The organism is Sphingobium scionense (assembly GCF_014197035.1).
Lineage (GTDB): Bacteria > Pseudomonadota > Alphaproteobacteria > Sphingomonadales > Sphingomonadaceae > Sphingobium > Sphingobium scionense.
Map to the genome: position 1 here is coordinate 23789 of NZ_JACIEU010000014.1, position 22381 is coordinate 46169.

At 65.9% G+C, this 22381-nt stretch carries 26 protein-coding genes, 1 tRNA gene and 1 pseudogene; 18 read left to right on the forward strand and 10 right to left on the reverse strand.

Annotated elements, in window-relative coordinates:
• Positions 1-86 precede the first annotated feature (86 nt).
• A complete protein-coding gene (locus tag GGQ90_RS16860; RefSeq protein ID WP_188083167.1) occupies positions 87-554 on the forward strand; it encodes an Lrp/AsnC family transcriptional regulator in 468 nt (155 codons plus the stop codon).
• A gap of 12 nt (positions 555-566) precedes the next feature.
• Here the strand turns inward: GGQ90_RS16860 and GGQ90_RS16865 are convergent, their stop codons facing one another.
• A complete protein-coding gene (locus GGQ90_RS16865; protein ID WP_188083168.1) occupies positions 567-1469 on the reverse strand; it encodes a peptidylprolyl isomerase in 903 nt (300 codons plus the stop codon).
• 137 nt (positions 1470-1606) lie between these two features.
• On the opposite strand from GGQ90_RS16865, the gene GGQ90_RS16870 reads away from it, so the two are divergent.
• A tRNA-Ser gene (locus GGQ90_RS16870) sits at positions 1607-1697 on the forward strand.
• Positions 1698-2270: 573 nt separating this feature from the next.
• Here the strand turns inward: GGQ90_RS16870 and GGQ90_RS29355 are convergent.
• The 3 genes and pseudogenes from GGQ90_RS29355 to GGQ90_RS16885 all read right to left on the reverse strand — a co-directional run.
• A pseudogene (locus GGQ90_RS29355) lies at positions 2271-3296 on the reverse strand (recombinase family protein); the annotation flags it as partial.
• A gap of 388 nt (positions 3297-3684) precedes the next feature.
• Positions 3685-3978 (reverse strand): type II toxin-antitoxin system RelE/ParE family toxin, encoded by a 294-nt coding sequence (locus GGQ90_RS16880; RefSeq protein ID WP_021691169.1) that lies wholly within the window; start codon positions 3976-3978, stop codon positions 3685-3687.
• Positions 3975-4244, reverse strand: a complete 270-nt coding sequence (locus tag GGQ90_RS16885; RefSeq protein ID WP_188083169.1) for a CopG family ribbon-helix-helix protein — start codon at positions 4242-4244, stop codon at positions 3975-3977. Before GGQ90_RS16885 ends, GGQ90_RS16880 begins: the two co-directional genes overlap by 4 nt.
• 460 nt (positions 4245-4704) lie before the next feature.
• On the opposite strand from GGQ90_RS16885, the gene GGQ90_RS16890 reads away from it, so the two are divergent.
• Positions 4705-6759: a ParB/RepB/Spo0J family partition protein gene (locus tag GGQ90_RS16890; RefSeq protein WP_188083170.1), complete on the forward strand. Its 2055-nt coding sequence runs from the start codon at positions 4705-4707 to the stop codon at positions 6757-6759.
• A 122-nt stretch (positions 6760-6881) separates the two neighbouring features.
• On the opposite strand, the gene arsB is transcribed toward GGQ90_RS16890, so the two are convergent.
• From arsB to GGQ90_RS16910, 4 genes are read right to left on the reverse strand one after another with little or no spacing between them, the layout of a single operon-like run.
• Positions 6882-7967, reverse strand: a complete 1086-nt coding sequence (gene arsB, locus GGQ90_RS16895) for an ACR3 family arsenite efflux transporter (protein WP_188083275.1) — start codon at positions 7965-7967, stop codon at positions 6882-6884.
• Between the two features lie 28 nt (positions 7968-7995).
• A complete protein-coding gene (locus GGQ90_RS16900) occupies positions 7996-8523 on the reverse strand; it encodes an arsenate reductase ArsC (RefSeq protein WP_188083171.1) in 528 nt (175 codons plus the stop codon).
• Complete coding sequence (locus GGQ90_RS16905; protein WP_188083172.1) at positions 8520-8876, reverse strand: ArsR/SmtB family transcription factor; 357 nt, start codon at positions 8874-8876, stop codon at positions 8520-8522. Before GGQ90_RS16905 ends, GGQ90_RS16900 begins: the two co-directional genes overlap by 4 nt.
• On the reverse strand, positions 8876-9325 hold the full coding sequence (locus GGQ90_RS16910; protein WP_188083173.1) for an ArsI/CadI family heavy metal resistance metalloenzyme: 450 nt from the start codon (positions 9323-9325) through the stop codon (positions 8876-8878). Before GGQ90_RS16910 ends, GGQ90_RS16905 begins: the two co-directional genes overlap by 1 nt.
• A gap of 605 nt (positions 9326-9930) precedes the next feature.
• Here GGQ90_RS16910 and GGQ90_RS16915 point away from each other — a divergent pair.
• Entirely contained in the window at positions 9931-10230 is a 300-nt protein-coding gene (locus GGQ90_RS16915; RefSeq protein ID WP_188083174.1) for a DUF736 domain-containing protein, read from the forward strand.
• Between the two features lie 287 nt (positions 10231-10517).
• Positions 10518-11360 carry a DUF932 domain-containing protein gene (locus GGQ90_RS16920; protein WP_188083175.1) on the forward strand — a complete coding sequence of 281 codons (843 nt, stop codon included), beginning with the start codon at positions 10518-10520 and terminating at the stop codon, positions 11358-11360.
• Between the two features lie 162 nt (positions 11361-11522).
• Here the strand turns inward: GGQ90_RS16920 and GGQ90_RS16925 are convergent, their stop codons facing one another.
• Complete coding sequence (locus GGQ90_RS16925; RefSeq protein WP_133494649.1) at positions 11523-11750, reverse strand: helix-turn-helix domain-containing protein; 228 nt, start codon at positions 11748-11750, stop codon at positions 11523-11525.
• Positions 11751-11848: 98 nt separating this feature from the next.
• Between GGQ90_RS16925 and GGQ90_RS16930 the strand changes: the two genes are divergently transcribed.
• The 13 genes from GGQ90_RS16930 to GGQ90_RS16990 all read left to right on the forward strand — a co-directional run bounded on the left by GGQ90_RS16930 (position 11849) and on the right by GGQ90_RS16990 (position 21935).
• The gene (locus tag GGQ90_RS16930) at positions 11849-12193 is read left to right on the forward strand and encodes a DNA -binding domain-containing protein (protein ID WP_425506118.1); all 345 of its coding nucleotides are present in this window, start codon (positions 11849-11851) and stop codon (positions 12191-12193) included.
• 147 nt (positions 12194-12340) lie between these two features.
• A complete protein-coding gene (locus tag GGQ90_RS16935; protein WP_188083176.1) occupies positions 12341-12562 on the forward strand; it encodes a transcriptional regulator domain-containing protein in 222 nt (73 codons plus the stop codon).
• 52 nt (positions 12563-12614) lie between these two features.
• On the forward strand, positions 12615-13124 hold the full coding sequence (locus GGQ90_RS16940; RefSeq protein ID WP_425506119.1) for a DUF2285 domain-containing protein: 510 nt from the start codon (positions 12615-12617) through the stop codon (positions 13122-13124).
• Positions 13125-13253: 129 nt separating this feature from the next.
• Positions 13254-13520: a helix-turn-helix transcriptional regulator gene (locus tag GGQ90_RS16945; RefSeq protein WP_188083177.1), complete on the forward strand. Its 267-nt coding sequence runs from the start codon at positions 13254-13256 to the stop codon at positions 13518-13520.
• Positions 13517-14023 carry a DUF2840 domain-containing protein gene (locus GGQ90_RS16950; protein ID WP_188083178.1) on the forward strand — a complete coding sequence of 169 codons (507 nt, stop codon included), beginning with the start codon at positions 13517-13519 and terminating at the stop codon, positions 14021-14023. The genes GGQ90_RS16945 and GGQ90_RS16950 overlap by 4 nt, the downstream gene beginning before the upstream one ends.
• Positions 14020-14565, forward strand: a complete 546-nt coding sequence (locus tag GGQ90_RS16955) for a S26 family signal peptidase (protein ID WP_188083179.1) — start codon at positions 14020-14022, stop codon at positions 14563-14565. The genes GGQ90_RS16950 and GGQ90_RS16955 overlap by 4 nt, the downstream gene beginning before the upstream one ends.
• Before the next feature lie 37 nt (positions 14566-14602).
• Positions 14603-14938 (forward strand): DUF736 domain-containing protein, encoded by a 336-nt coding sequence (locus GGQ90_RS16960; RefSeq protein ID WP_223178306.1) that lies wholly within the window; start codon positions 14603-14605, stop codon positions 14936-14938.
• A gap of 187 nt (positions 14939-15125) precedes the next feature.
• Positions 15126-15854, forward strand: coding sequence for a lytic transglycosylase domain-containing protein (locus GGQ90_RS16965; protein WP_380766689.1), 729 nt, complete (start codon positions 15126-15128; stop codon positions 15852-15854).
• A 238-nt stretch (positions 15855-16092) separates the two neighbouring features.
• Positions 16093-17853 (forward strand): DUF3363 domain-containing protein, encoded by a 1761-nt coding sequence (locus tag GGQ90_RS16970; RefSeq protein ID WP_188083181.1) that lies wholly within the window; start codon positions 16093-16095, stop codon positions 17851-17853.
• 14 nt (positions 17854-17867) lie between these two features.
• A complete protein-coding gene (locus GGQ90_RS16975) occupies positions 17868-19841 on the forward strand; it encodes a conjugal transfer protein TraG (RefSeq protein ID WP_188083182.1) in 1974 nt (657 codons plus the stop codon).
• 9 nt (positions 19842-19850) lie between these two features.
• A complete protein-coding gene (locus GGQ90_RS16980; RefSeq protein WP_188083183.1) occupies positions 19851-20279 on the forward strand; it encodes a ribbon-helix-helix domain-containing protein in 429 nt (142 codons plus the stop codon).
• A 136-nt stretch (positions 20280-20415) separates the two neighbouring features.
• On the forward strand, positions 20416-21375 hold the full coding sequence (locus GGQ90_RS16985; RefSeq protein WP_188083184.1) for an SDR family NAD(P)-dependent oxidoreductase: 960 nt from the start codon (positions 20416-20418) through the stop codon (positions 21373-21375).
• Positions 21372-21935 carry a TetR/AcrR family transcriptional regulator gene (locus GGQ90_RS16990; RefSeq protein ID WP_188083185.1) on the forward strand — a complete coding sequence of 188 codons (564 nt, stop codon included), beginning with the start codon at positions 21372-21374 and terminating at the stop codon, positions 21933-21935. The genes GGQ90_RS16985 and GGQ90_RS16990 overlap by 4 nt, the downstream gene beginning before the upstream one ends.
• 227 nt (positions 21936-22162) lie before the next feature.
• Here GGQ90_RS16990 and GGQ90_RS29050 read toward each other — a convergent pair whose 3' ends face one another.
• On the reverse strand, positions 22163-22363 hold the full coding sequence (locus GGQ90_RS29050) for a hypothetical protein (RefSeq protein ID WP_223178307.1): 201 nt from the start codon (positions 22361-22363) through the stop codon (positions 22163-22165).
• Between the last annotated feature and the right edge of the window lie 18 nt (positions 22364-22381).

Here is a 22381-nt window from a genome sequence, read left to right on the forward strand (position 1 = left end):
TGGCGATTGTTCCCTGATTTGCGCTTGCGATCGCCCGCATGCAGGACAATATATCGAAAAATCTTATTTGATCGGGATGACATTGCATGGATCGGTTCGACATCGCGTTGCTGGAGGCGCTGCAGAGCGATTCCCGCCGGTCGATGAACGAACTGGGCGAACAGATCGGCCTCTCCTCCTCCGCCTGTCATCGCCGCATCCGCGCGCTGGAGGATGCCGGCATGATCGAGGGCTATGCCGCCCGGCTCGATCCTGCCGCGCTCGGCCTGACGCTCCAGGCCTTTGTCGAGATTTCGCTGACCAGCCAGAGCCGCGAGGCGATGGAGCGGTTCGAGACGGCGGTCGCCGGCTTCCCGGAAATATTGGAATGCCATCTGATGGCGGGCCAGGCCGACTATCTGCTGCGAGTCGCCGCCGCCGACCTCAAGGGCTTCGACGCGGTCCATCGCGACTGCCTCGCCCGCCTGCCCGGCGTGTCGGCGATCCGCACCAGCTTCGCCATCCGCCGCATCCGCGACTGGCGCGGTTATCGGCTGCGCGACCTTTCCGTTTGATTGTTGGCCACTTCAGGGCGCCAGACGCACCGGAACCGGCGCGTTGCACAGGTCCACGCCGCCCGCCGGCCGGTCGTAGAAATCATCCTTCCGGTTGGCGCGCAGGCGCAGATAGTCGGCGAAGCTGGCCGAGCCGGTATCCATCACCTGGAAGTGCGGGCGCGCCGCTTCCGGCAGATCGCTTGCCAGGCGCACCGACACGATCGGCAGCTTGCGTTCGGCGTCGGTATAGAAGCCCAGATCACCACTGCCGCGCGGCAGGCTGGTGAGTGCCGTCATGCCCTCGACGATGCGCCCGACCACGGCGATGTTGCGATCGAGCTGGCGCGGCGCCTGGCCGATCACGGTATAGAGTTCCGCGCCCGTGCCGGCATCGGGCGACATGTTGCGGCCGACGCCGATCATGCCATAGCAGTGCGGCAGCCAGGCGGCGTCCCCGTCGATCGCCACCGGCCAGCCATCAATGAAGCCGGTCGCACGCGCATAGGGATCGGGATAGGGCAGCGGCGTCAGCTTCGCCTTCATGCCCCCAAGCGGCTGGACATAGTCGGCCGGACTGGTCGGCGCGAGGCCGGCGGGCAGCGGCTTCTTCTCGGTCGCGTCGCCCCATTGGACGACATAATTATCCTGCACCCGGTTGATGCTGGTCCCGTCCCACCAATGGGCGGTGGCGAGCGCACGGATATTGGCGACATGGCGCGGGCCGAATTGGGGCGCCAGTTGGATCACCACGCGCTTGCCCCCCTCGATCGTCATCACCAGCAGATCCTGCGCCGGGACGGCGCGCCAGACACTGGCCGGCGCCTGCGCCACGACCGCGCCGGGCGTGGCCGGCGGATCGGCCGCATCGGCAGCGGCAAGGGGCAGGATGGCGATGAAGGGCGCGAGCAGCGCGGCGCGGCGGCGAAGGGTCATGACGCAATCAAACAATTGCCGCGCAAGAAAGTAAAGCACCCCTTGCCTAGTGCGTTATCGCGCGATAGGGAGCCGCCTCCAGTGCGATGGAATATGAACCCGATTCACGCCGCTTACAGCGACGATGGGGTTCCTGCGGAGCGGTGGCCGAGTGGTCGAAGGCGCTCGCCTGGAAAGTGAGTATACGTCAAAAGCGTATCGAGGGTTCGAATCCCTCCCGCTCCGCCACTTCGGAACAACGATGGGCACTCCGCCCGCCGCCGTGGCTACGCCATTGGCGGCCAGCACGCGGAGCAGGTTGCTCTTCGATCCCATGATGCGGACCTCACCGCGATCGACCTCGACCCGCTGCGCCAGGGCGCGAAGATGGTCGCGGCGATAGCCGCCGCCTTCCAGACGGATACGCCGCCGCGCTGTTGACGCGAACTTTCGCAGCGTAGCCGGCGTGATGGCCTGCTGCGCGGAGTTGAGCAGGAGGCCCGAGGCCCGCTCGGCATCCGCCCGCGCCTGGTCGTGGGTCGCCTTTAAGGCGACGATGCGATCCTTGAGCGCCGGGTCATCAAGATCGGCAACCCCGCTTTCGATCGCGTCATAGAGCCGTTTCAGGCGCAGCTCGGTTTCGGCGGATCGCCGGTTTAATTCCGCGATATGCTCGCGGCGCCGGTCGCTGCGTTCCTGCCGACGATCCAGAACCTCGGCCAGCACGTCCTCCAATCGATCGGGATCGAGCAACCGTTCGGCCAGATAGTTTGCGACCAGATCGTCCAGCCGCTCCATCGCAACGGTCATGCCCTCGCAGGCGGTCGCACCCTGCCGCGCCCTCATCGAACAGGTGTAGTAGCGATAGCGGCCGCCCTTCCCGGTGCGAATCGTCATTGCGCCGCCGCACTTCCCGCAATGGATCAGCCCCGTCAGCAGCGTCGGACCGCCGACGACCTGCGGATGGGCGATCTTCGGATTGCGCGCCTTCAAATGCGCCTGCACCGCGTCGAAAGTCGGCTGGTCGATGATCGGCGGAACCTCCACCGCGATCACTTCCTCGGCGGGCTTCAATTCCTTGCTCTTGCCGCGCTTGTTGAACTCGTGACGCCCGATATAGGTCGGCCGGGTCAGCATCCGATGGACCGTGCCGATGCCCCAGCGGCCCCCGTCGCGCGTGAAGATGCGGCGCTCGTTGAGGTGCTTGGTGATCGACTTCACGCCCATCGGGCCGGACGTGCCGTCGCCTTCCAGCGCCAGCTTGAACGCCAGCCGCACCGTGTCGGCATGGATCGGGTCGATCTCCAGCTTCTTCTTCATCTTCGCGCCGCGCTGCTCGGCATCGACGACGCGGTAGCCGATCGGCGGCAGTGAGCCGTTCCAGAAGCCTTGACGCGCATTTTCCTTGAGCGCGCGCAGGACGTGCTTCGCATTCTCCTTCGACTGATATTCGTCGAACAGCGCCATGATCTGCCGCATCATGACGTGCATCGGATCGTCGCCCATTTCCTGGGTGATCGACAGCAGCTTGACGCCGTTCTTGGCGAGCTTTCTGACGTAGAACTCCAGCTCGAAATGGTCGCGGAAGAAGCGAGAGAAGCTGTGCACGACTACCACGTCGAAGGGTGCGGGCTTACTCGTCCCGGCCTCGATCATCCGCTGGAACTCGGGTCGGCGATCATTGGTGGCGGATGCCCCCGCCTCCACGAAGGTATCGACCAGTTCCAGTCCCCGCGACAGGCAATAGGCTTCGCCCTGTTTGCGCTGATCGGGGATCGACACGTCATGCTCGGCCTGCCGCGCCGTCGAGACGCGCAGGTAGAGGGCGGCGCGCAGCGGCACGGTCATGGCAGCGAACTCCTCACATCATCGGCACGGCCCGAACAGCTCGTCGAAAACGTCGCCGAACCATGCCTCAAACACATCCACTTCCCCACTCGTGACCGGCACAGGGTCGGGCCAGTCGTCGGTGACGATCCAGGTCGAAAGATCGTCCTTCGGACTTCGCCCCGCGCAGGGACGGACGCCGCCGACCGGCAGCGCGGCATAGTCGAACAGGTCGTCCGGGCATTCCGCCCGGCGGCGACTGGTGCAACGATGGACTTTGCGGGCAAGGGCCATCCCGACAGGCTGCGTCGCCTCCGTGCCTCATGCAAATCATCTGTCGCGGCGAAGCGCAGATAGGGGCGAAGGGCGGCGCGCTGCATCGTAGCGTTCCGTGCGGCCGTCCTCATCGTCAGTCGTCCGACTCGAAGCTGCGCTCCTCGCGGCAATGCCACAGGCGCAGGATGAAGATCGTCGCGTCCGCGATCTCGTAGCGCAGCTCGTAGTTGCCCACGATGATGCGCCGAACTTCGCGCGGTTCGTAGGCATCCAGCTTCTCGCCGATCCGGGGATAGTCGAGCAGCCGATCCGGTGCCCGCGAGAGCTGCTGCACGACCCGCGCCGCCGCCTCCGGGGCGACCGGGCGCAGATGTTCGTGCAGCCGCACCAGATCCGAGGACGCCTTGCCGGTCCACTTGATCCTCATGCTGAAGGCGGCGGCAGCGGCTTGTCGGTGCCGAGGCTGTCCGCCCATGCGCGCACCGCCTGATGGTCGATCACACGCCCGGCATCGACATCTTCCAGCGCTTCGAGCGTCATCCTGTGACGCTCTTCCTCCTGATCGACCCACGCGGCGAGCGCCTGCTTCATCACCCAGCCGCGCGAGCGTTCAAGCCGCGAAGCCATCGCTTCGACCTTTTCCGCGAGGTGCAATGGGACGTGTGCGGTCAATACTTTCGTCTCGGTAGCCATGTTCATCACCTGATATCAGTCCGATTAAAATATAATCGAAATCGGCTGGAAAAGCAAGTTCAGAGGATGTGACGCCTCCCTGCGGGACCGCCGCTCTATCTCCGCTGCGCTCCGACCGAGCCCCGTCGGGTCTCGTCCCTGTCGGGTGACGATCAGCATGGCGGGGTGGCGCTTGCGCGCCGTTCGGGCAATCCGTCGCGCGGATTGGGGTCTTTTCGGACTGCGGAGATCGGGCCGGGCTGCGCCGCCCGATCGCATTTGGTCGTTCTCTCCCCGTCGATGGGGTGGGCGACGCTTCCCTTTAGGCCCGCCGCGCCGGGCCGCAACGCGCGCAGGCGCGCTTACCTCCTCTGCGTTCCGGTCCTTACGGATGCTGCCCGGCTCCGCCGGCGGGCCTGCCGGTCGCTTCTTCGCCGCCCACCCCATTCCGGGGTGAGTGCGGTTTTTTAGGAGAAGTGTGATGAACGCCGTTACCGAAACCGTAGCCGTCGAGCCTGTGTCGGGCGTCGAAATCTTCGTGCCGCTCGCCAAGCTCAAGAAGTCCCCGCGCAATGCCCGCAAGGTGCCGCATGGGGAGGCCGCCATCGAGGCGCTGGCCGCTTCGATCCAGCACAAGGGGTTAATCCAGAACCTTGTCGTGGAGCCGGAGGTCAAAGACGACGGGACGCCGACCGGCGCCTATTTCGTGACCGCAGGCGAAGGCCGCAGGCTGGCGATGTTGTTGCGCGCCAAGCGTAAGCAGATCAGGAAGTCCGAGCCGGTGCGCTGCTGGTTGGATACGCAGAACGACCCTTCCGAGGTCAGCCTTGACGAAAACGTCACGCGCACCCCGATGCACCCCGCCGACCAGTTCGAGCGGTTTGCGGAGCTTTCACGCGATAAGGGATGGGGCGCGGAAGAGATCGGCGCGCGGTTCGGCGTGTCGGCAGGCGTGGTGAAGCAGCGGCTACGTTTGGGCGCTGTCAGCCCGAAGCTGTTGCAGGTCTATCGCGAGGATGGCCTGACCTTGGACCAGTTGATGGCCTTCGGGATTTCCGAGGACCATGCCCGGCAAGAGCAGGTTTTCGAGGGGTTGCACCATAATCGCGAGCCGTGGATCATTCGGCGCGATATGACCGCCGCCAACGTGCCCGCCGCCGACCGGCGCGCGGTGTTCGTCGGGGCCGACGCCTATGTCGAGGCGGGCGGCAATATCATCCGTGACCTGTTCAGCGAGGACCGGGGCGGGTTCTTCGAGGATGCGGGTTTGCTCGATATGCTCGCGACCGAAAAGCTGCGCGAGATTGCGGGCGAGGTGCAGGCCGAGGGCTGGAAATGGGTCGAGGCCCATATCGACTATCCTCACGCCCACGGGATGCGGCGCTTCTATCCGCAGTCCGTCGCCCTGTCCGACGAGGACGAGGCGCGGCTGGAGGCGCTGTCTGCCGAATATGACGAACTGGCCGAAGGCTATTCGTCCTATGACGAAATGCCCGAGGACACGGCGGCGAAGCTGGAGGCGGTATCCGACGAGATCGACGTGATTGCGGCCAAGCGTTCCGCCTACGACGCCGATGTGATCGCGCATGGCGGGGCGTTCGTCGTGCTGCATCATAACGGCAGCGTTCGGGTCGAGCGTGGGTTTGTGCGGGCCGAGGACGAGGCGTTGGCGGACCCCCAGCCGGAGCCGGAAGAAGGCGACGCGACCGCCCCGGAGATCGGAGAGGACGAACAGCCGGACGACGGTGACGAGGACGTGCAGGATGCCGATGAGGACGAGGAACCGGGCAAGCCGATTTCCGACAGCCTCACCCGCGACCTGTCCGCTCAGCGGACGTTGGCGCTCCGCGTGGCGCTGGCCGAGCAGCCCGATATGGCGCTGATCGCGCTGACCCACACGCTCACCGCACAACTGTTCTACAGCTATGCGGAGGCCGGTTGCCTTGAAGTTCGTCCGACCGTGACCCCCTTGGGGAGCCATGCGGACGGGATCGAGGATACGCCGCTGGCCGCGCGGGCGAGCGAGCAGCACGAGGCATGGGCCGAGCGGATGCCGCGCGACGTGGCGGACCTGTGGGGCTTCATCGTCGGGCTGGACGAGGCGAAGCGGATTGCGCTGCTGGCGCATTGCGCGGCTCGCACCGTCAACGCCCTGCGGCTGCCGTGGGACCGCAAGCCCCGGACGCTGCAAACCGCCGACCGGCTGGCGAGCGCGTTGGCGCTGGACGCGGCGAAGGACTGGACGCCCACGGTGGACAGTTATCTTGGCCGTGTCACCAAGGCGCATATCGTTGAGGCCGTCACCGAAGGCGTGTCGGACGACGCCGCCCGCCGTATCGCGGACATGAAGAAGCCGGACATGGCGCAGGCCGCCGAGCAGCTTCTAGCCGGGACCGGCTGGCTTCCCGCCGTGTTGCGGACTCCGCGGCCGGAGGCAGTGCAGCCCGCGACGGTCGAGGGCGAGGATGCCGAGGCGGTGGAGCAGCCGTCCGAAGCGGAAGACAGTGAAGCGTCCTACGCTGTCGCCGCCGAATAGCGGCAGGGGTCGGGGCCGTGCTGACGGTCCCGGCCTTGCTCCCAAAATTTCGGCCGCGCCCTCTTGGGCGCGGCCCTCTATGCTATGCAGGCCACGCGCTCGCCGGGCCAAGGCCCGGCTCGCTATGGACGGGACACCACCGCGCCTTGCTCATACCAACCGCGCGTGCGCTTCACGATAGCGACCACCGATAGCATCACCGGCACCTCGACCAGCACACCGACGACGGTAGCAAGCGCCGCCCCGGACTGGAGGCCGAACAGCGAGATCGCCGCCGCCACCGCCAACTCGAAGAAATTGGATGCGCCGATCAGCGCGGCCGGTGCCGCCACGCACCACGCCACGCCGAACCGGCGGCTTAGCCAATAGGCCAGCCCCGCGTTGAAATAGACCTGGATCAGAATGGGGACGGCCAACAACGCGATCACCAGCGGTTGCGCGATGATCGCTTCGCCCTGGAATCCGAACAACAACACCAGCGTCGCCAGCAGGGCGACTAGCGAGACCGGACCGAGACGCGACAGCAGTCGGTCGAGCCCGGCCTGTCCGCCGATCGCCAGCGCGCGCCGCCGCACGAGCTGCGCCACGATCACCGGCACGACGATGTAGAGACCGACCGATAGCAGCAGCGTTTCCCACGGCACCGTGATCGAGGCGACGCCGAGCAGCAGCCCGACCAGCGGCGCGAAGGCGAACACCATGATGAGATCGTTCAGCGCCACCTGGCTCAGCGTATAGTTCGGCTCGCCGTCGCACAGGTTCGACCACACGAATACCATCGCCGTGCAGGGCGCTGCGGCGAGCAGGATCAGCCCGGCGATGTAGGAGGAAATTTCCCCTGCCGGTAGCAGCGGCGTGAACAGCCAGCCGATGAACAATGTCCCAAGCAGCGCCATCGAGAAGGGCTTGACCGCCCAGTTGATGAACAGGGTGACGCCGACGCCCTTCCAATGCTGTCGAACGCTTCCGAGCGCGCCGAAGTCGATCTTGAGGAGCATCGGCACGATCATCAGCCAGATCAGCAGCGCGACCACGAGATTGACGCGCGCGACCTCGGCCGACGCGATGGCGCCGAACAGGCCGGGGAGCGCATGGCCGAGCGCGATACCGACGACGATGCAGAGAGCCACCCACAGGCTCAGGTAGCGCTCGAAGAAAGAAATGCCGGGACGGGCCGTCGCGGCGGCGGCGAGCGGAGCGGTGGTCATGGCGCGGGCGATCAGCCGTGGAGCCGGATCATGCGGCATCCCCGCGCCGGCTGCTGGCGCCTTCGCTCTGTCCGATCTCCTGGACATGCGCTTTCAGGGCCATCGTGTCGAGCTGGTCGAACGGCAGGGCAGTGAACAGCTTGATCCGGTTTTCCAGATAGCGCAGCGCCGTCACGAACGCGCGCTCGCGCTCCATCGCGTTGCCCTCGACATGACTCGGATCTTCGATGCCCCAATGCGCCGTCATCGGATGGCCGGGCCAAATCGGGCAGGTTTCGCCGGCCGCGTCATCGCAGACGGTGAATACGAAATCCATCTGCGGCGCGTCGGGCCTGGAAAACTCCTCCCAGCTTTTCGAGCGCAAGCCCTCGGTCGGGTAGCCAATACGTTCGAGCAGCGCGAGGGCATCGGGGTTGATCGCGCCCTTGGGGAAGCTGCCAGCCGAGAAGCCGCGGAAGCGGCCTTCGCCGAGCTTGTTCATCGCGCTTTCGGCGAGAATCGAGCGCGCCGAATTGCCGGTGCAGAGGAACAGCACGTTGAAAATGCGTGTCGTCATTGAACAGCTCCGGGTTGGCAGCAGACGGCCTTGGCGACAACATCGGCCAGCGGCGCGCAGATTTCGGGTTTGCCCGCGCAGCAATCCTCCATGAGGAAGCCAAGCAGGCCAGTCATGCGATCATAATTGGCCGTGTAGATGATCGAGCGGCCTTCGCGCCGCGACGAGATGAGTCCGGAGTGGCCGAGAATGTTGAGGTTGCCCGAGAGCGTCTGTGGGACATGACCGGTCGCCCGCGCGATCTCGCCCGAGGCCATGCCGTCCTTCCCGGCGCGCACCAGCAGGCGGAACACATCGAGACGGCCGGGATGGGCGAGCGCGGAGAGTGCCGCAACGGCAGCGTGTGCGTCCATCAGCAGCACGCCTTGGCCGGCGCCACGACCGGGCCGCAGCAGGCACCGGAAGCCGGTTCCGGCAGCACTTCATCCTCGCCGTAACTGGTCGCCTCGCCGAAGGTGAAGAAGGTTTCCCAGCGCACGCCCGCCGGATCGTGGACCCAGCTCTTGTCGGACTGGGCGTAGCAACAGGTGGTCGCTTCCTGGTCGAACGTCTCGGCACCCGCCGTTTTCAGGCGACCCGCCAACTCGCCCAACTCCTCGGTGCTATCCACCTGGATACCGATATGGTCGATCCCCGTCTCGCGCGCTCGCTCGGAGATTGCGAAGTTGACCTTCGGATCGTCGAGCATCCACTTGGCATAGTCATCCTTCACGACGGCCGGAGCGGCGCCGAACAGCGTCTCGTAGAACTGGATGGACTGCGCGAGATTGGGCACGCTGACGTGCAGATGGATACGCTTCATGGGATTGCTCCTGACGAATCAACGATCCTACGGATATATTCGTAATATGGGATAGTCAATGCGGCAGGTGCGCCCTCGAAAAGCATGATGCCACCGGCTACATCGCCGTGATGGTGGCGCTCGGCGTGTGCGGCACTACGGCTTGGCCCGACATTATCGTTGCTGCGATTCTAGCCGGTCTTGAAATTTCCGGGGGCTTGCAGATCGTTCGGCAAGCAATGACAGAGTTGTGCATGCCGCCATCGTCGCGCGGAGGCGGACAGCCGATGCCGTGAGAAAACGTCTGAAGGTTCTGGTGGATCATCTCCCGCTGCGGGATGGGTGCCGGTTCGCTATTATCGCCTGTTACCACTTCGCCCGCGACTGCGCGGCCTCTCGATTGGCTTGATCTAACCGGGGCCGGCTTCGCCTTGATCGGCTTGGCGCAACGGCGACGCGCGGCTTTTTTCCGCCGCCTTCGGCTTTGCATCGCGAAACAAAAAAGCCGCGCGTCGCCATCCTCCGCTGCGCTCCGGCCGCAAGCGGTGCGCGTCCGATCATCCCCGCTTCACCGATCGCCATCGAGGCCGCGGCGGTCGTGGCCCGAGAGCGAAAGGAACTTTGACATGGCGACCATCGGCACCTTCACCCAGGCGGGCAACGGCTCCTTCACCGGAACCATCAAGACCCTCACTCTTAACGCCAAGGCCACTCTCCGGCCGATCGAGAAGGAGAGCGAGAAAGCCCCCGACTACCGCCTCGCGGTCGGCTCCGTCGAGTGCGGCGCGGGATGGAAGAAGACCAGCCGCGAGAACCGCGACTACATCTCGGTCAAGCTGGACGATCCCGCCTTCCCGGCGCCGATCTACGCCACTCTTTCCGAGACCGAGAGCGCTGGCGAATACGCGCTGATCTGGTCCCGCTGACCCCGACACGGCACCCCGCTCCATTGGAGCGGGGTGCCTTCGTGCGCTTTTTTCGCCGGTTGTCAAAGCGGACGGGCCAGTCGGCCCGGCATGTTGTCAGAGGTGCTTGGGGCGCCGCCCCCAGCGCCCTTCGGAGCGGCTTCCGCCCAGCTTCCTCCACGCTGCGCGTTCCGTGCAGCCGGTTCCCCGCGAAGCTGCCCACTCCGGTTGCACCCCCGGTCTCGCCGACGGGCAGGGTTTCAGCGCGGCGCTCCGCTGCGCGGAAACCCAAGCCCAAGGAGGCCAAAATGCACTACCAGCTTGCCACTCGGTTCGGCCGCAATGCCCATCAGATCAGCGGCCGGGAGCCGCTCGACAACGAGGCGCTGTATCGGCACGTCCCGTCCATCTTCGCCCGCGAGGCGCACGACAGCCGTTCAGATCGCTACGTCTATGTCCCCACCATCGACATCGTGGAGGGGCTGCGCCGGGAAGGATGGTTCCCGTTTTTCGCCGTCCAGTCGGTTCCACGCGACGGCTCGCGCCACGGCCATGCGAAACACATGCTGCGCCTTCGTCGTGACGAGGGAATCGGAAAACCAGAGGCCGCCGAAGTCATCATCGTGAACAGCCATGACGGGACGAGCGCCTACCAGATGTTCGCCGGGATGCTGCGCTTCGTCTGCACCAATTCCATGATTGCGGGCGAGCGGTTCGAGGAGGTCCGCGTTCCACACAAGGGCAATATCGAGCACGACATTATCGAAGGCGTCTATACCGTCGCCGAGGACTTCCCCCGCCTGATCGACGCAAGCGAGGCAATGAAAGAGGTTCGTCTTTCCGAGGACGAACGCCGTTTGCTAGCAGAGGTGAGCCTTGTCGCCCGCTATGGCGACGATGAAAGTCCATTGCGGCCCGAGCAGATCATCGAGCCGCGCCGCCGCGAGGATGTGGACCGCAGCCTGTGGACCACCTTCAACGTCATTCAGGAGAATGTCGTTCGCGGTGGGTTGCAGGGCCGCAAGCGCAACGCCGAGGGCCGTATCCGCCGTGCGCAGACCCGCGCGATCAACGGCATCGACCAGAATGTGACGCTCAACCGCGCACTTTGGACGCTCGCCGAAGGGATGCAGCACCTCAAAGCGGCCTGACCATAGCTGCCGCAGGGCCGGAGTTTCCGGCCCTGCGGCTTTGCCGTTTTCGCGCCGATCCGCTGCACCGGATCGGCGGCGGCCGCGCGTGCCGAAGGTCCGCGCGGCCGCATGAAGTGCGCTCGCCGGGCTAACGCCGGTTCGCGATCTAAAGGGATGTGGTTAGTTGGTTTCGGACTGGTCAGCTTCGGCGAGTAGATCAGCCGGCGTGACGCCTAGTGGGGAGGCCAGATGAAACAAGGTCACAACCGTTGGATTACGGCGACCCCGTTCAAGATCACTGACATATTGCTGGGTAAAACCTGACGTCTCGGCAAAGCGCTCCTGGGTAAAGCCCTTCTCCTTCCTCAGTCTGGCGAAGTTCAGTCCCACGAGGCGGCGCATATCCATGCGCGGCAAGCTGGACGATACACACTATGCGGTTTATCTCATATAAGGTGTATCGACAGCTTCGCACCGCCTCATCGCTGCCAAAGGTGCAGCGAACGATGCAAGACTTGCGCCTATTTGACGTCCGTATTTGGTCTAGTTTTGTTAACGAAAAACATGACGGGAGCGCCATGAGCACCAGCCAATTCGCGGATCGCGCGCCGAACATATCGCAGCTCACCGCCTATGACGAAAGCCATCTCACCGATTATTTGCGCCTGCTCGACGCCGACGAAGAAGGCGCAGACTGGCGCGAAACCGCCGCCTGTATTCTCGGCATCGACGCGGCCGCCGAACCGCGCCGGGCAAAAACAATGCACGACAGTCATCTTGCGCGAGCGCGATGGATGACCGAGGTTGGCTATGCCCATCTGCTCGGATGCGAACGACCGTTAAAACGTTAAGATTTCAATCCCATTCGGTTGCATTCGTTCATCTCTGGCACGGCTTTCGCGGCATGATTGAGCGCAGCCTTCGCGCTATTCGCCCGATATTTCACAGGTGACGCTGAACTTCCTGAAATCCGCTCGAAACGCGGTTGGGAGGATGCAATGCCGACGCCCCAGCGTCGGCGCCCGCGACGCGCCGGCGGTTTGTCCGACGCGCTCGGACGCGCCGACATAGCTGCCGAATTCCTTCGGCGAAACCGCACCTACCGCGCCGAACACACGCAGATGCAGCAGCGCATCGCGAGCGGCGCCGTCGCGAAGGACGCTGCCGAAGCGGCGTTCGCGCGGCGCTGGGGGTTATCCTTTCGCCACGGCGCCGGATGACCTGTCAGAGCCGGTCGTCTGGCGCCCGGAGCTGACCGCTGTCACGGTCATTCTGGACGCCGCGCCGGAGGGATACGAGACCGCCGGCCCGATCGATCCACGCGCGCTCGGCGCGTTGCTCGCCGACTTGGCCGGGATCGATGGACGCCATGTCATTGTCGCCGATGCAGCCGGAGAGCATCGGCTGTGGCTGCGCGACCCGACGCCCGGCCGGCCGCTCGCTGCTGTCATCCCGCTCGACAAGGATTTCCTCACACGCATCGCCAGCCTGCTGCGCTTCCACCGCCGTCTGCTCGGTCGCGCGGCGGGTCCGCTGCCGCGTGGCTGGCCGCTGACCGCCTACCGGCTTGCGCGGCTCGACCTTATGCTCCGCGCGCTCGACCTGCGCGACGGTGGTGCGACCTATCGCGAGATCGCCATCGCGCTGGGGCGCGACGAGGCAGCGCGATTGTCCGCGAGCGACTGGAAAATGTCCGCTTCGCGCTCGTTCGTGGTGCGGCTGGTCCGCGACGGCATCGCGATGATGAACGGCGACTACCGCAAACTGCTCCGTATCCGCTGACCGTTCTCCTCCGGCGACGCCCCGCAGGGGGTGGTCGCATCCGTGCAACCGCACATCTTCATACCCCACCCGGCCGCCTCCGATCTGACAATTACGTCTCCCGCCGCCACCGCCCGCAGGAGCCGTCACTTGTCCGATACGCCCACCAACCTGCCGCCTCGCTTCCTGCGCACGCCGGAGGCCGCGCGCTTTCTTGGCCTCTCGGGACGCACGCTTGAGAAGCACCGCTATTTCGGGACCGGCCCGGCCTACCGGCGGATCGGCGGCCGCGTCGTCTATTCGGTCGATGACCTGCGCGCCTGGGCCGACATCGGCATCAAGCACTCGACCTCCGATCCGGGGCAGAACGATCTCATGCCGCGCGCGAATTCGGCCATCGCGCGGAGCCGGCGATGAGCGGGTCGCCGTCACCTATACGCCACCGCCAGCCTTCCGATGACGGCATGACGCGCGTCGAGCTGACCTGGATCGAGAAGCGGATCGAGCACTGGATCCGGTTCGGCCGCGTCGCCGTGGACGAGATCATGGACCGTCGCCGCCGCACCGTTCGCTTCCGTCCCGGCGCCATCTTCGCGTTCGTCCGCTGGGCGGCGAATGACTATGGCACGGTCAGCTCGCGCATCGACATCGTGCGCGCGGTCGGCACCGGGGAGTCCTTCACGACGCTGCCGTTCGTGCGGCCTGGCGGCGACATCCTGCTCAAGATCGAGGGATGGCCCAAGGTTAGCCAAGTTCTCGCCGCGATCGACGCGACCGAGGCAGCCGGCGTTGATCCTTGCGACGCCGCGCCTGATCATTGGCGGCACGTTCACAACCGCATCGCCGCCGGACATCAGCCGCGGCTCTACACGATCGAGCGCCACCGCGCTTGGCTCAAGCGCCGGGAGATCGAAGGATGACCCGCCGTGGATGGACCATCGCGACGGCTTCCGCCGCGTCGCTGTTCGCCGTGTCGTTCACCGCCGTCGCCGCCCTCAACCCGCTGCCGCGTGTCATCTGGAACGCCAGCGCCAGCGCACCGCTCGGCCTCTACCGAATAGAACCAGACCGCGATCCCTCCGTCGGCACGCTGGTCGCCGTCACGCCGCCCGCGCCGCTCGCGTGGTGGCTGGCCGAGCGCGGCTATCTCGGTGAGCGTGTGCCGTTGTTGAAGCATGTCGCGGCCAAGCCGGGGCAGTTTGTGTGCCGGATCGGCGCCGTCGTGAGCGTCGATGCCCGGCCGGTCGCCGTTGCCCTGGCGCGTGACGGACGAGGTCGGCCGCTGCCGGTCTGGCAGGGCTGCCGCACGCTGCGCGCCCGCGAGCTGTTGATGCTCAATCCCGATCACGCCGACAGCATGGACGGCCGCTATTTCGGCCCGTTGCCGGCCTCGACCGTGCTCGGCCGCGCCACGCCGATCCTCACCCGCGACACCCCCAATGCGCCGCTCACCTGGCGCTGACCCGCTTTCCCAACTGCCAACCCCACAGGAGATCATCATGCAGATCGGCAGCTTCTTCCGCACCACCAACGGCTACGAAGGCATCATCGAGACGGCGACGCTCGACATCCGCATTTCCATCGTTCCCGCCGAGCAGAGCGATGCCGAGAAGGCGCCGGACTGGCGCGTCCACCGTGGCGACAGCGGCGAAGGGCCGGAGATCGGCGCCGGCTGGAACGAAAGCGGTGAACGCGCCGGCGATTACGTCTCGCTGCACATCGACGATCCGGCCTTTGCGCAGCCGCTCCGCGCCGCGCTGTTCCAGAACACGGGCGACAAATCGGCGTGGTCGCTGCGCTGGAACCGTCAGCCGAAGTCGCGCGAGCAGGACTGATCTGATGCGTTCGATCCTCATCCCTGTGTTCGCGGGGAGACCGTCTCATCCCTCCGTCCCGCTCGGTCGCAGGCCGGCCGGCGCGCACAGCGCAGGTCAAGGGCGGCCAACGGCCGGCGCTTCGCGCGCACCCTTTACCGCAGCGAGCACGCTGGCAGGCTGGCGGCGGAGCGGAGTTGGATCTGCGGTGGCGCTCGCCGTCGTGCTGTTGTCCGGCACCGCTCTGTCTGTCCCGGTGATGGCGCAGGAGATGCCGGCCGCGCGATTATCGGCCGTCCATCCATACGCGGATCATGTCGCCGATGCTGCACGGCGGTTCGGCATCCCCGAGGCTTGGATCTGGGCGGTTATGCGCGTCGAGAGCGGCGGCAATTCTCGCGCAGTCTCGCGAGCCGGAGCAATGGGCCTGATGCAGATCATGCCCGCGACCTGGGCCGGCCTTCGCGCACGTCACGGCCTCGGGACCAATCCGTTCGACGTGCGCGACAACATCATGGCGGGCGCGGCCTATCTGCGCGAGATGTACGACCGCTACGGCAACGCCAGCGCGATGCTGGCGGCCTATAATGCGGGACCGGGCCGCTACGACGACTTCGTGTCGCGCGGCCGTCCGCTGCCTGCCGAGACGGTCGGCTATCTCGCCCAGCTCGCGCCGATCACTGGCGGATCGGGCGCTGTGGAGGTGGCGGTAAGCGTGCCGCCTGATCCGTTCGCCTGGCGTCGCGCCGCGTTGTTTGTCCGCACGGGGAGCGCCGCATCAGATGCAGTTGGCGTGCAGTCCGGCAGCGGCGAAACCGCGCCGGAAACGCCCTCGGGCAGCGTAGAATCTGACGGCGGTCGCACGCCCGATCCGTCGCCGAATGTGGCGCGCGACACACTGTTCGTGTCCCGCGCCCGCGCGGGCCGACCGCAATGATCGGCCAGTCGCTCCCTTCATCCGTCCGAAGCAGCAAAGTGGCTGGGGAGGAGGAAAACGGCAGGGACAGACGAGGGCAAGATATAAGCAGCGCCCCGTTCAGCCGAAAAGCCGAGGCTTTTCCGTGGCTTCACGCGGGGGCGTCGGTCGGCGCGCGTGCCGCGCGGAAGGGAAAAGCCAGCAAAAACAACGCCTCGAATGGCACCACAGGCCATTTTCGGCCGATGGCGGCCCGGCCGTGAGCGAAGACAGCGAGTTCCGCGTCCGGCCGGGCAAGGCCAAGCGCAGCAAGGCGCAGGGCCGCAACGCGCGCGGCCTGGTCGCCGAGGTGCTGCGCGTTGCCGCGATCCACAGCGGCGGCCGGCGCGGCGGCGCCATCGGCGCGCGCCGGGGTGCACAATCGACCTTCGGGCGGGGACGCACCGCGTTCGCCCGCAGCCGCGTGTTCGGCTCGGGCCGGCGCGTCATGGTCAAGATGCTGCCCGTGACCACCCGCAGCCGGGGCGCCCGGCGCTCGGCGCCACTGTCCGCACACGTCGCCTATCTGAAGCGCGAAGGCGTCACCCGCGACGGCTCGCCGACCCGCATGTTCGACGCGGCTGGCGACAACGCCGACGATCGCGGTTTCGCCGAACGGTGCAAGGATGACCGGCATCATTTCCGGGTCATCGTGTCGCCCGAGGACGCCGCCGAGCTGACCGACCTGCGCGAATACATGCGCGACCTCATGCGGCAGATGGAGGTGGACCTTGGGACGCGGCTCGATTGGGTCGCGGTCGATCACTGGAACACCGACAACCCGCACGTCCATCTGCTCGTGCGCGGCGTTACCGATCAGGGCGCCGATCTCGTCATCTCCCGCGACTACATCAGCCACAATCTCCGTTCGCGCGCGCAAGATCTGGCCTTCGCCGAGCTTGGGCCGAAGCCCGAACATGAGGTGCAGCGCGCGCTCGACCGTGAGGTGACGGCGGAACGCTGGACCCGGCTCGATACCGAGATCCAGCGTTCCGCCGACGAGCTGGGCGTGATCGACCTACGCCCCGAGCGCTCCGGCCCGGACGATCCGCCGCGCCGCCGGCTGATGATCGGCCGCTTGCAGCATCTGGAGACGATGGGGCTCGCGGCCGAGGGCGAGTCCGGACAGTGGGCGGTGGCGGAGGGCGCGCAAGCCAAGCTGCGCGAGCTGGCCGCACGCGGCGATATCATCCGCACGATCGGCACGGCGCTCAAAGACCACGGGCAGGACCGGCCGCTCGACAGCTACGCCGTTGTCAGCGGCCCGCCCGAGAAACCGATCGCCGGCCGGCTGATCGACAAAGGCTTGCACGACGAGCTGACCGGCACCGCCTATGCCGTGATCGACGGCACGGACGGGCGCACCCACCATGTTCGGCTGCCCGGCATCGAGGCGCTGGAACACAGCCCCAAGCTTGGCGGCATCGTCGAGCTGCGCGGCGTCGGCCGGCCCGGCGAGGAAAAGCCGACGCTGGTGCTCGCCACGCGGTCGGACATAGACCTTGCCGCGCAGGTGAAAGCGCCCGGCGCGACCTGGCTTGACCATCGCCTGATCGAGCGTGGCGCCAGCGTTGCGGACGGCGGGTTCGGCGCCGAGGTGCGCCGCGCGATGGACGCGCGCACCGACCATCTTGTCCGCGAAGGGCTGGCGCGCCGCTTCGGCGAGCGGACGGTGTTCGAGCGCGGGATGCTCGACACGCTCCGCAAGCGCGAGCTGGACGCGGTTGGGGCGAAGATCGCGGGGGAGACCGGTCTTGCCTATCGCCTTGCTGCGTCCGGCGAGAAGATCGCCGGCGTCGTGCGCCAACGCCTCGCGCTCGCATCAGGCCGCTTCGCCATGATCGACGACGGGCTCGGCTTCCGGCTCGTGCCGTGGGCGAGCACCCTTGAACAGCAGCTCGGCCGTCAGGTGTCCGGCATCGTCCGCGCTGGCGGCGGCATCGACTGGACGCTCGGCCGCAAGCGCGGCCTTGGCCTCTAACCACAGGAGAATTTATGTCCGCGACCAAGATCCTCTGGGGCCAGGTCATCACCGTGTTCCTGATCGTGCTCGCCGCGGTCTGGGGTGCGACCCAATGGACTGCCGCGGCGCTCGCTTATCAGCCGGAATTGGGGCCGCCTTGGTTCGTGCTCGGCGAGTGGCCCGTCTATCCGCCGCCCGCCTTCTTCTGGTGGTGGTTCTCGTTCGACGCCTATGCGCCCGACATCTTCAAGACCGGGGCGTTCATCGCCGCATCGGGCGGGTTCGTGTCGATCGCCGTCGCTATCGGTATGTCGGTCTGGCGCGCGCGTGAATTGAAAAACGCAGAGACCTACGGGTCTGCGCGCTGGGCGACGGAGCGCGAGGTTCGCAGCGCCGGGCTGCTCGGGCCGAACGGCGTGGTGCTCGGCAAGCTCGCCCGCGACTATCTCCGCCACGACGGCCCCGAGCATGTGCTGTGTTTCGCGCCGACCCGCAGCGGCAAGGGCGTCGGGTTGGTCGTGCCGTCGCTCCTCACCTGGCCGGCCTCGGCGATCGTCCATGACATCAAGGGCGAGAACTGGACGCTGACGGCGGGCTTCCGGGCGCGGCACGGCCGCGTGCTGTTGTTCGATCCGACCAACGCCGCATCGGCCGCCTACAATCCGCTACTGGAGGTGCGCCGAGGCCAGTGGGAAGTGCGCGACGTGCAGAATGCGGCGGATGTGCTGGTCGACCCCGAAGGCAGTCTCGAGCGCCGCAATCACTGGGAAAAAACCTCGCACTCGCTGCTGGTCGGCGCCATCCTCCACGTCCTCTATGCGGAGACTGACAAGACCTTGGCCGGCGTTGCGGGATTTCTGTCCGATCCGGCGCGCACGATCGAGCAGACACTCGCGGCGATGATGGCGACGCCGCACCTGGGCGAAGCCGGCGCGCATCCCGTCGTCGCCTCGGCCGCGCGGGAGCTGCTGAACAAGTCAGACAACGAGCGGTCGGGCGTGCTCAGCACGGCCATGTCGTTCCTCGGCCTCTACCGCGATCCCGTCGTCGCCCACGTCACGCGGGCCTGCCAATGGCGCATATCGGATCTGGTCGAGGGCGATCGCCCGGCGACGCTCTATCTGGTCGTGCCGCCCAGCGACATCTCGCGCACCAAGCCGCTGATCCGTCTCATTCTCAACCAGATCGGGCGCCGGCTGACCGAGGAGCTGACCCCGAAGGGCAACCGCCATCGCGTGTTGCTGATGCTAGACGAGTTTCCCGCGCTCGGCCGACTCGACTTCTTCGAGTCCGCCCTGGCGTTCATGGCGGGCTACGGGCTCAAGGCGTTCCTGATCGCGCAGTCGCTCAATCAGATCGAGAAGGCTTACGGCCCCAACAACGCGATCCTCGACAACTGCCATGTCCGCGTGAGCTTCGCCACCAACGACGAGCGCACCGCCAAGCGCGTGTCGGACGCGCTCGGCACCGCCACCGAGATGCGGGCGATGAAGAATTATGCTGGGCATCGTCTCTCGCCCTGGCTCGGGCATTTGATGGTGTCGCGGTCAGAGACCGCCCGCCAGCTCCTCACCCCCGGCGAAGTGATGCAGCTCCCGCCCGACGACGAGATCGTCATGGTGGCGGGCGTCCATCCGATCCGCGCGAAGAAGGCGCGCTATTTTCAGGACCGGCGCCTGTCCGAGCGGATCATGCAGGCGCCAGCGTCCCCGGCCGCTGCGATCCGTCCTGACGATTGGACCGGGAGGCAGGTCGTCGCCGATCCGAAGCAGGTCGCACGGATCATCCGCGACGCCGAGGACGCCGCCAATGGCGGGCTGCGCCGTGAACCGGAGCTGCCCGAGCATGTCGCCATCGTGCCGGAAACCCCGGCGCCTGCGGCGCAGGAGTTTTCGATCGTCGACGACGAGCAGGACGACGCGGCCCGGCAGGCGGCCGTGCGTCGCCGGATGCAGGGCATTGCGCGTCAGGCGTCGCTCGATCCGGGCGACGGCATCGAATTGTAGGAGGCTGCCATGCGTACCCGGCTCAACGTCTACTTCCCGCCTGCGCTCGCCAAGCAGGTCGACGAGCTGGCTATCAGGCGGCGCATCTCGCGCTCGGCGATCGTGGAGGCGGCAGTGGCGTCCTACCTATCGCCGGATGGCGCCGATCGGATGGAGGCTGCGTTCGCGCGGCGGCTCGACCGCTTGTCGCGTCAAGTCCAGCGGCTGGAGCGTAACACCGGGCTGACGACCGAAGCGCTCACATTGTTCGTCCGTTTCTGGCTGTCCGTGACACCGCAACTGCCCGACGACGAGCAGGCCGCAGCTCAGGTGAAGGGCCGCAAGCGCTATGAAGGCTTCGTCGAAACGCTCGGCCGGCGTTACGCGAGCGGCAAGAGTCTGATGAATGAAATCCCGGAGGATGTTTGGCTGAAGCACCCCGGCGAGCCACAGCGATAATTGGATTGTAATAAGCAAAAGCCGCGACGATGCATTCGCGCCAACTCGACCTGAGAGCCGATAACGCGCCGCCCCAGGTTGACGACGTCAACCTTCGTCTATATTTGGTTGACGAGATCAACCAAAAGGTCCGTACATGTCGACAATTTTGATCACTGGCGGGCATAGCGGCATCGGTTTCGAATGCGTCAAGCGGCTGGCGACACAGGGTATCGATCTGGTTCTGGCAGGCCGGAACCCTGCGAAGCTTGAAGCGGCTGCATCGTCGATCCGCTCGGGCGCGGGCGTGAAGGTGGCCGCCGTCGAGTTGGACGTCTCGTCGCTGGGCTCGGTCCGCACAGCAGCCGCGCAATGCCGCCAGATGATGGAAAGAGGCGCGATCAGTCGGCTTCAGGCAATTCTGTGCAATGCCGGAGCGACATTCCGCGGCGACCCCACCTACACCGGGGACGCCTATGAGCTGACCTTCGCCACCAATTATCTCGGCCATTTCCTGCTGATCCAGTTGCTGCTCGATAGCCTCAAAGAGGATGGTCGCGTGGTATTCACCGCCAGCGGGACGCACGATCCCGATACGGCCGACGGCAAGTTCATCGGCCGCGCGGTAAGGCCGGACGCATTCGCTTTGGCGAAGACGGGACTGGACGGAAATAAACCGCTCTCCGGAGGCACGCGCTATACAACTTCTAAGCTCTGCACCGTGCTGCATGCCTACGAGCTCCACCGGCGGCTGAGGGCTGCGGGTCTCGGTATCTCCTCCATCGCCTACGATCCGGGCGCCATTGCGGAAACCGGGTTGCTGAGGGACCTGCCGGGACCGGCGCGGGCAATGATCGGATCGCCGCCTGTCCGTTGGCTGATGCGGCGGATGGGTCTAGCCCTCGGCGATCTGGTCCAGTCCGGCCATGCGCTTGCCGGTCTCGCTACCGCGAAGAATGTCGGGTCAGGGCGCTATTATCAGTGGAAGGACGGCGTCCTTGGCGAGAGACGTTCGGCCGCGATGTCATACGACGAGGAACTGGCTCAGGCGCTCTGGCGCGATTCGAAAAAGCTGGTGGGGGTCGGCTCGGACGAAGAGCCCGAGCGCCTGAAATGAGCACCCGTAACACGCTCATTCAGGCCGCGGCGAACCTGCTGGATGAGGGCGGCGAACAGGCCGTCACCCTGCGGGCCGTCGGTCATGCGGCCGGGGTTTCGCACAATGCCCCCTACAAGCATTTCACGAACCGGGATGCCCTGCTGGCCGCCGTCGCTGCCGCTGACCTTGAGACGCTTACGACCAACTTCGCCGACATACGCGGGTCGGAGCAGGCGCCCAAGGTCAAACTGCTGACCGCCATCGGCGCCCTGATTGCGTTCAGTCGCCTGCGGCCGTCGCGGTATCGACTGGTTTTCGGCGCACCGACGCTTGCCCAGAAAAATCCTGATCTGCAGGCGTGCAGCTCGGCCTGTCTCGCTGAGATCATGGCACTGGTCGATGAATGCAAATGCGCGAAAGCTCTGCCCAATGCGCCGACAAAGAGCCTCGCCAGCCTGCTGCTAGCCGCCATGCACGGCCTCGTTCTTCTGGAAGCCCAGGGCCAGCTTCACGCTGAAAAGGGATTGCCGACCATCGAGGAGAACATGGCGCTGCTGGTCAGCCTATTCTCGCGGTGAGACTGGCGAGGTTTTACCTGAGAAGCCCTGCCTAGGCCATTCTGAAGCGTTTCGGACGGGCAGTTTGCAATGCATGAATGCCCTGGAGACTTGCACGGTCGTGGACCTGCGAAGGCGGCGTTGCGCCGATAGAATATCTGCTCGGTTGGCACATCGCGCAGGCGAAGAATTTGCCACGTCAAGGAGGAAGCGGGATCGCTCGGGCTGTCGTGCGCATCGGTTGCCGTTCAGCCAGCACGTTCCGCGTCGCCTTCTTCCCAATGTAAGATCGTGTCCGACGCATTAGACCTGATCAGGTTGCTGAGCGAAGTTGCCCGCCGGACGATGGCAGCGATCGCCTGCGATTGGAATTCTTCCAGTAATTCGCGAATTCTCGCGTAGCGAATCAAGAGATTTTCTACCGATGCTCGCCGGATTCCCTTACCCAAGACCCCGTAACCCAGACC

Coding starts and splice junctions, on each gene's coding strand:
- GGQ90_RS16860 (WP_188083167.1), top strand. CDS start 87: ATGGATCGGTTCGACATCGCGTTGCTGGAGGCGCTGCAGAGCGATTCC.
- GGQ90_RS16865 (WP_188083168.1), bottom strand. CDS start 1,469: ATGACCCTTCGCCGCCGCGCCGCGCTGCTCGCGCCCTTCATCGCCATC.
- GGQ90_RS16880 (WP_021691169.1), bottom strand. CDS start 3,978: ATGAGGATCAAGTGGACCGGCAAGGCGTCCTCGGATCTGGTGCGGCTG.
- GGQ90_RS16885 (WP_188083169.1), bottom strand. CDS start 4,244: ATGGCTACCGAGACGAAAGTATTGACCGCACACGTCCCATTGCACCTC.
- GGQ90_RS16890 (WP_188083170.1), top strand. CDS start 4,705: ATGAACGCCGTTACCGAAACCGTAGCCGTCGAGCCTGTGTCGGGCGTC.
- arsB (WP_188083275.1), bottom strand. CDS start 7,967: ATGACCACCGCTCCGCTCGCCGCCGCCGCGACGGCCCGTCCCGGCATT.
- GGQ90_RS16900 (WP_188083171.1), bottom strand. CDS start 8,523: ATGACGACACGCATTTTCAACGTGCTGTTCCTCTGCACCGGCAATTCG.
- GGQ90_RS16905 (WP_188083172.1), bottom strand. CDS start 8,876: ATGGACGCACACGCTGCCGTTGCGGCACTCTCCGCGCTCGCCCATCCC.
- GGQ90_RS16910 (WP_188083173.1), bottom strand. CDS start 9,325: ATGAAGCGTATCCATCTGCACGTCAGCGTGCCCAATCTCGCGCAGTCC.
- GGQ90_RS16915 (WP_188083174.1), top strand. CDS start 9,931: ATGGCGACCATCGGCACCTTCACCCAGGCGGGCAACGGCTCCTTCACC.
- GGQ90_RS16920 (WP_188083175.1), top strand. CDS start 10,518: ATGCACTACCAGCTTGCCACTCGGTTCGGCCGCAATGCCCATCAGATC.
- GGQ90_RS16925 (WP_133494649.1), bottom strand. CDS start 11,750: ATGGATATGCGCCGCCTCGTGGGACTGAACTTCGCCAGACTGAGGAAG.
- GGQ90_RS16930 (WP_425506118.1), top strand. CDS start 11,849: ATGCAAGACTTGCGCCTATTTGACGTCCGTATTTGGTCTAGTTTTGTT.
- GGQ90_RS16935 (WP_188083176.1), top strand. CDS start 12,341: ATGCCGACGCCCCAGCGTCGGCGCCCGCGACGCGCCGGCGGTTTGTCC.
- GGQ90_RS16950 (WP_188083178.1), top strand. CDS start 13,517: ATGAGCGGGTCGCCGTCACCTATACGCCACCGCCAGCCTTCCGATGAC.
- GGQ90_RS16955 (WP_188083179.1), top strand. CDS start 14,020: ATGACCCGCCGTGGATGGACCATCGCGACGGCTTCCGCCGCGTCGCTG.
- GGQ90_RS16960 (WP_223178306.1), top strand. CDS start 14,603: ATGCAGATCGGCAGCTTCTTCCGCACCACCAACGGCTACGAAGGCATC.
- GGQ90_RS16975 (WP_188083182.1), top strand. CDS start 17,868: ATGTCCGCGACCAAGATCCTCTGGGGCCAGGTCATCACCGTGTTCCTG.
- GGQ90_RS16980 (WP_188083183.1), top strand. CDS start 19,851: ATGCGTACCCGGCTCAACGTCTACTTCCCGCCTGCGCTCGCCAAGCAG.
- GGQ90_RS16985 (WP_188083184.1), top strand. CDS start 20,416: ATGTCGACAATTTTGATCACTGGCGGGCATAGCGGCATCGGTTTCGAA.
- GGQ90_RS16990 (WP_188083185.1), top strand. CDS start 21,372: ATGAGCACCCGTAACACGCTCATTCAGGCCGCGGCGAACCTGCTGGAT.